Source organism: Corallococcus sp. CA053C (assembly GCF_003611675.1).
GTDB lineage: Bacteria > Myxococcota > Myxococcia > Myxococcales > Myxococcaceae > Corallococcus.
Genome location: NZ_RAWA01000549.1, coordinates 1 through 5,162, shown reverse-complemented (window position 1 = coordinate 5,162; position 5,162 = coordinate 1). Strand labels below are relative to the sequence as shown.

General features: G+C 72.5%; 3 protein-coding genes. 2 read left to right on the top strand and 1 reads right to left on the bottom strand.

Features of this window, described 5'->3' with window-relative positions; genetic code table 11:
• Nucleotides 1–123 precede the first annotated feature (123 nt).
• Nucleotides 124–777 carry an MBL fold metallo-hydrolase gene (locus tag D7V97_RS39645; protein WP_120615764.1) on the bottom strand — a complete coding sequence of 218 codons (654 nt, stop codon included), beginning with the start codon at nucleotides 775–777 and terminating at the stop codon, nucleotides 124–126.
• Nucleotides 778–914: 137 nt separating this feature from the next.
• On the opposite strand from D7V97_RS39645, the gene D7V97_RS39640 reads away from it, so the two are divergent.
• Together D7V97_RS39640 and D7V97_RS39635 are read left to right on the top strand one after the other, a co-directional pair.
• Nucleotides 915–2,798 (top strand): lipase maturation factor family protein, encoded by a 1,884-nt coding sequence (locus D7V97_RS39640; RefSeq protein ID WP_120615763.1) that lies wholly within the window; start codon nucleotides 915–917, stop codon nucleotides 2,796–2,798.
• Nucleotides 2,799–2,867: 69 nt separating this feature from the next.
• Nucleotides 2,868–5,162, top strand: a 2,295-nt coding sequence (locus D7V97_RS39635; protein WP_147445173.1) for a serine/threonine-protein kinase, incomplete at its 3' end; no start/stop codon positions are given.

The following is a 5,162-nucleotide window of genomic DNA, read 5'->3' as shown; positions in this document are numbered from 1 at the left end:
GCTCATGTCGGTGCACTCACCAGGGGTGCTCAGCTCTTCCTTTCCCTGCAAGCTCAACCCTGCCCACGGTGCTGGCGGCCGCTCGGCCTCCAGCACCTTTCTTCAGATAATTAGGGACACCCCCTAGGGCGCGGGGGCGCTCGGGAACTCGTGGTCCTGTTCGAGGGCCCTGCGCAGCGCGGCGGCGCCGTCCTTGGCGATGGGCGCGCCGTGCGCGAAGCAGACGGTCTCGATGGGCAGGTGGTCCAGGATGCGCTGGATGCTGGAGCGGGTGCGCAGGGGCTCGTCCTGGTATTCGCCCGGGACGAACTTCGGCGTGCCATGGCCGTCGCGCGAGAGCAGGTCGGAGATGAAGACCACCGCGTGCGGGCTCTTCTGCATCCAGAGCGTGTACATGGCCTCGGTGGGCCCGGGCGTCTGGAAGGTGTTGAGGCCGCCGGGCAGCGTGTTGCCGGCCACGTATTCGAAGTCCGGCTTCTCCTCCAGGCCCTGCGCGCCCTCCGGGGCCCAGACGGGGATGCCGAACGCCTTGCGCATGCGCCACGCGGAGCGCTGGTGGTTGCCCGCGGTGAGCACGATGGCTTCAAGGTTGCCCAGCTTGCGCAGGGCCTTCTCGTCGATGGGCAGCGGGTCGATGAGGGTGACGGTGCCGTCCGCGTCCACCACCGCATAGGCGTCACTGCGGAGGCCATCCAGCCGGTCGTCCGCGACCGTCCAGTGATGCACCCCCGCGACCACTTCCACCGTCTTCTTGGCCTGGGCCTTGGGCTCGCTCATCGGACAAAGCTAGGCACCGGCATCGGGATGACACGGGCGCCTGCTCCGCTGCCCGCCGGCCCCCCCGGCAGGCCCTTCCACCCCTTCGCATCCCGGGCAGCGCACGCACCTTTGTCCTGGGGATGAAGGAGAACGCGATGCGCGCGATGCAACCGCTCGTGCTGTTCGATGGAGATTGTGGCTTCTGCAAGCGCTGGGTGGCGCGCTGGCGCGGCAACACCGAAGGACGCGTGCGCTTCGTCCGCGCGAGCGGGTGGCTGCTCAAGCTGCTGGGCATTCCCAAGCGGGACATGACGCGGGCCATGCAGCTCGTGGAGCCCTCGGGGCGCCGTTCGTCCGGCGCGGAGGCGGCCTTCCGCATGCTCGTCTGGTCGCCCCATCCGGGCACGCGCTTCGCCGCGCGGCTGGGATTGCTGCCCGGGCTCAAGCAGGGAGCGGGGCTCGTGTATTCGCTCGTCGCGCGCAACCGGCGTCGCGCGTCGCGGTTGGACACGTGGTTGTTCAGCCGGGTGACGGAGCCCGCGCAGCACCGGTGGGTGCGCTGGACGTTCATGCGCCTCCTGGGCGGCACCTTCCTCATCGCCTTCACGTCGCTGGGCCGGCAGGTGCTGGGGCTCTACGGCGAGAAGGGCATCCGTCCCATCCGCGAGGTGGCGAACTCCGAGCGCTACGCGGCGCAGGGCCGGTGGCGGCGGCCGTCGGTGTTCTGGTGGGACGCGTCCGACGCGGCGCTGGTGAAGGGCTGCCGCGTGGGGCAGGGATTGTCGCTGGCGCTGCTCCTCAACCTCGCCCCGCGCTTGAGTGCGACGGCGCTGTGGGGCCTGTACCTGTCCTATGTGTCCTTGGGGCGCGAGTTCCTGTCGTTCCAGTGGGACGTGCTGCTGCTGGAGATGGGCGCCCTGGGCGCGCTCACCGCGCCGGGGGGTGTGAGGCCCGGGCTGGGGAAGCGGGACGTGTCCGCGCTGGAGGTGTTCCTGTTCCGGATGCTCGTGTTCCGGCTCTACTTCGGTTCAGGGATCAGCAAGTTCCACTCGGGGGACCGGACGTGGCGCGAGCTGAGCGCGTGCGACGTGTACTTCGAGACCGCGCCCCTGCCCACGCGCGGCGGGTGGGCTGCCCACCAGCTTCCGAGGTCGCTGCGCCACGCGGGCACCGCGGCCGTGTTGGTGGCGGAGACGGGGGTGCCATTCCTAACCTTCGGGCCCCGGCGCGTGCGGCAGGTGGCCTTCGGTGCGTTCACGGCGCTGCAGGCCGCCATCATCGCCACGGGCAACTACGGCTACTTCAACGTCCAGTCCCTGGCCCTGGGGCTGTGGTTGCTGGACGACGCGGCGCTGCGGCGCGTGCTGCCGGAAAGCCTGGGCCGGGACACCGGGGCGGGGCCCGTGCGTGGGCCGTCGCTGCTCGGCACGGCGGTGTCCTCCGTCGCGGCGGTGCCGTTCCTCGTGCTGGGCACCACGGAGCTGCTGCGCCGGATGGGGTGGTGGCCTCGCGGGCCGGCGCGCGTGGTGGAGGCGGTGGACTGGCTGGAGGACCGGGCGCTGCCGCTGCACTCGGTGAATTCGTATGGCCTGTTCGCGATGATGACGGTGGAGCGGCCGGAGATCACCCTCGAGGGCTCGGATGACGGCGAGCACTGGGTGGCGTATCCGTTTCGTTACAAGATGTCGGAGGTGGACCGACCGCCGCGCCAGGTGGCGCCCCACCAGCCCCGGTTGGACTGGCAGATGTGGTTCGCGGCGCTGGGGTCCCCGCCCTCGTGGTTCCTCGCGCTGCTGGTGCGGCTGCTGGAGGGCTCGCCGGAGGTCCTTGACCTGTTCGCGGCCAATCCCTTTCCGGACCACCCGCCCCGTTTCGTCCGGGCGGTGCTTCATGACTACCGGATGACCTCCAGGGAGGAGCGCCAGCGCACCGGGGCATGGTGGAAGCGGGAGCCGCGCGGCCTGTATGTACCCCCTCTGACCCTCACTCCCGGTGTCCTGCGCTCGTCCGGAGGGCCGCCGCTGTCCTGGCACGTCTAGGAATGGGTGGCCGGTGCGGTGTGGGACTGGCGGGAGATGGGCGCGGGTAGGTACGGTGGGAGCGCGACCATGTCCGCGGCTCCTCCGTCTTCCCTCATCTTCGGCAGGTACGCGGTCCTCCGCCGCCTGGCCGTGGGAGGCATGGGGGAGATCTTCCTGGCGCGACAGGTGGGCGTGAGTGGTTTCGAGCGCCCCGTCATCCTCAAGAGCCTGCTGCCGGACCTGCTGGAGCACGAGGGCTCGGTGGAGATGTTCCTCGACGAGGCCCGGGTCGCGGCGCACCTGAACCACCCCAACGTCGTCTCGCTGTACGAGGTCGGCGCGTGGCAGGGCACGTTCTACATCGCCATGGAGTACATCGAGGGCGAGAACCTGGGCCGGCTGGCGCGCGCGGCGCAGCGGGCCGGCACGACGCTGCCCCACCGCGTCTGCGCGCAGTTGATTCGCGACGCGGCGCTGGGCCTGGACCATGCGCACCACGCGCGCGACAGCCAGGGCGCGCCGTTGGAGCTGGTGCACCGGGACATCAGCCCGCAGAACATCATGGTGCGGCTGGACGGCGTGACGAAGGTGGTGGACTTCGGCGTGGCCAAGGCGACCATCCGCGCCAGCCGCACGCGCACCGGCGTGCTCAAGGGCAAGCTGCGCTACATGTCGCCCGAGCAGGTGCGCAACGAGCCCGTCGCTGGCAGCAGCGACCAGTTCGCGCTGGGCGTGGTGCTGTGGGAGCTGTGCACGCGCCGGCCGTTCATCGACACGGACAACCCCGCGGAGGCGATGCGGCGGATCGCGCTGGCGGCGGTGCCCCGGCCCTCGCAGTTCGTGGAGGGGCTGTCGCCGCTGCTGGAGCAGATCATCCTGCGCATGCTCCACCGCGTGCCCTCGCAGCGCTTCGCGCGGTGTGCCGACGTGGCGCGCGCGCTCCAGGCCTTCCTGGATGAAGTGCCGGAGGCGGAGGGAGAGGGCGTCTCCGCGGTGGTGACGCGGCTGGTGGGCGAGTCGGTGCTCGCGCGGCTGCGCGACGTGGCCCCCGGAGAGGCGGTGCTGCCCCAGGGCCGCGAGCCCTCCAGCGTGGCGTGTCCGCGCTGTGGCCAGTCCACCAGCGCCACCAGCCGCTTCTGTCCCGCGTGTGGCAGCGCGCTCACGCCCGCGTCTGGAGCCCCCGCGCCGAACCTCGCGTCGCTGCCCGCGCTGGGAGAGCCGCCCGTGCACCTGGGCGACGACATCCCCGACGCGCCGACCGCGAAGGCACCCGCGGCCCGGGGCGGCGGGGATGACGCCGCGTCGACCGATCAGGGCGGCGGCAATGACGCCGCATCGACCTTGAAGGCGCCCGCGGCTCGGAGCGACGGTGATGGTGCCGTGCACGAGCCGCCCACGGATCCGACGATGGAGGTGCCCGCGCCGTTGGCGGCCGCGCTGTCCCAGGTGCCGCCCTTCGCCCATGGAGAGGACGACGACGGGCCCCCTGCGCTGGGAGACGAACCTCCGGGCCCCACGGTGAAGATGCGCGCGCTGGATGGGCAGGCGCTGATGCGCAGGCTCACGCTGCTGGGCATTTCGGGCGAGCTGTCGGACGCGGTCCGGCTGCGCGAGGTGGTGCTGTCGCTGGCGGCGCGCCACCACGTGGAAGCGGTGGCCGTGTCGCACGCGCGGTGGTGTCTACCCTTCGGCCTGCCGCAGTCGCGCCCGGACGATGCGTCGCGAGCGCTGCGCTGCGCGGAGGACCTGGGGCTGTTGGGTGTGACGGTGCGGCGGGCGCTGGAGTCCGGCGTGGTGCGCGTGAGCGCCGGCTCGGAGGCGGACGGCCCGCGCCTGTCGGGGCTGGGGCTGGAGCGGACGCTCGTGCTGACGGACGCGGCGGCGCCGGGGGAGCTGCTCGTGGGCGCCTCGGTGAAGGCGCTGCTGGTGGAGGCGGGAGGCGTGCGCTTCGGCGCGTCGCGCGAGCTGCCGGGCGGCACGGCGTGGCGCGTGGAGACGGGCGCGCCCCCGACGCGTTTGGAGTCGCTGGTGGGCCGCGACGAGGCGCTGGCCGAAGCGCGCACGGTGGTGGACGCGGCGCGCAGGGGCGAGGGCGGCGCGAGGCTCTTCGTGGGCCCCACGGGCGTGGGACGCAGCCGCTTCCTGGAGGCGGTGGCGGAGCTGGCCGCGGGCGCCGCGCCGCTGCGGGTGGTGCATGCCTGGGGAGGTGATCCGCGCTCGGCGGGAGCACTGGGGTTGTGGCGCACGGTGTTCGTCGCGCTGTCCCGGGCCGCGTCGGGCGCGGACGCGTCGGCCCCGCCGCTGTCGGGGCTGGGGCTGTCGGAACCGGAGGCGCAGGCGCTCTGGCGGAGGCTCTCGCGGGGCTCGCCGGTGGGCGGGCAC